General features: G+C 31.0%; 1 protein-coding gene. It reads right to left on the bottom strand.

Translation table 11 applies throughout. The annotated features are described in order from the left end of the window. Positions 1-145: 145 nt before the first annotated feature. On the bottom strand, positions 146-571 hold a 426-nt coding region (locus tag KVT37_RS31800), incomplete at its 5' end, for a hypothetical protein (RefSeq protein ID WP_217578964.1).

The raw sequence follows: 571 nt of genomic DNA on the forward strand, positions 1-571 counted from the left end.
TTCTTCTACTGCACAACAAAGACATAAACTTGTTTCTCCAGTAGAAGTAAAAGACCAGCTTACCTCTCCACTAGATAGACATTAATATGTGTTGTTATTAATTAGTACTATCATACTCCCCCTCCTTTAAGGTAAAACGAGAATTTTACCCTATCACATTTAAGTTTCCATAATTACCTAATGATAATTGAAGACGATATTTTTCTGCTTTTATCATCCAAGCATATGCATCTTGTAAAACTTTTTTCTTGTTTTCTGATTTATTTAGCACTTCACACTGCAATATCTTTACTTTACAACAAGGACAAATATCTCTGATTGTATGGGCATTTACTGCTCCAATAGCATTGTTTTTTATATTAATGAAAAAGTATAGACAAATAGAATGTTCTTCTATTGTAGTTATCTTCATTAGTGAAGTTCCATTCTCATTCCCAAAAGCACCATCTACACTCATATCTACTTCCACATCTTTGATATTTAAATTCACTGTTGGACTTGTCATTGCTTCCACTCCTTTAGATAGAACTCTTATTTCACTCAATTCAAAGAGCAATTTTTCATAAAAAAA

The organism is Mesorhizobium sp. GbtcB19, from assembly GCF_019091085.1.
Taxonomy (GTDB): domain Bacteria; phylum Pseudomonadota; class Alphaproteobacteria; order Rhizobiales; family Rhizobiaceae; genus Mesorhizobium.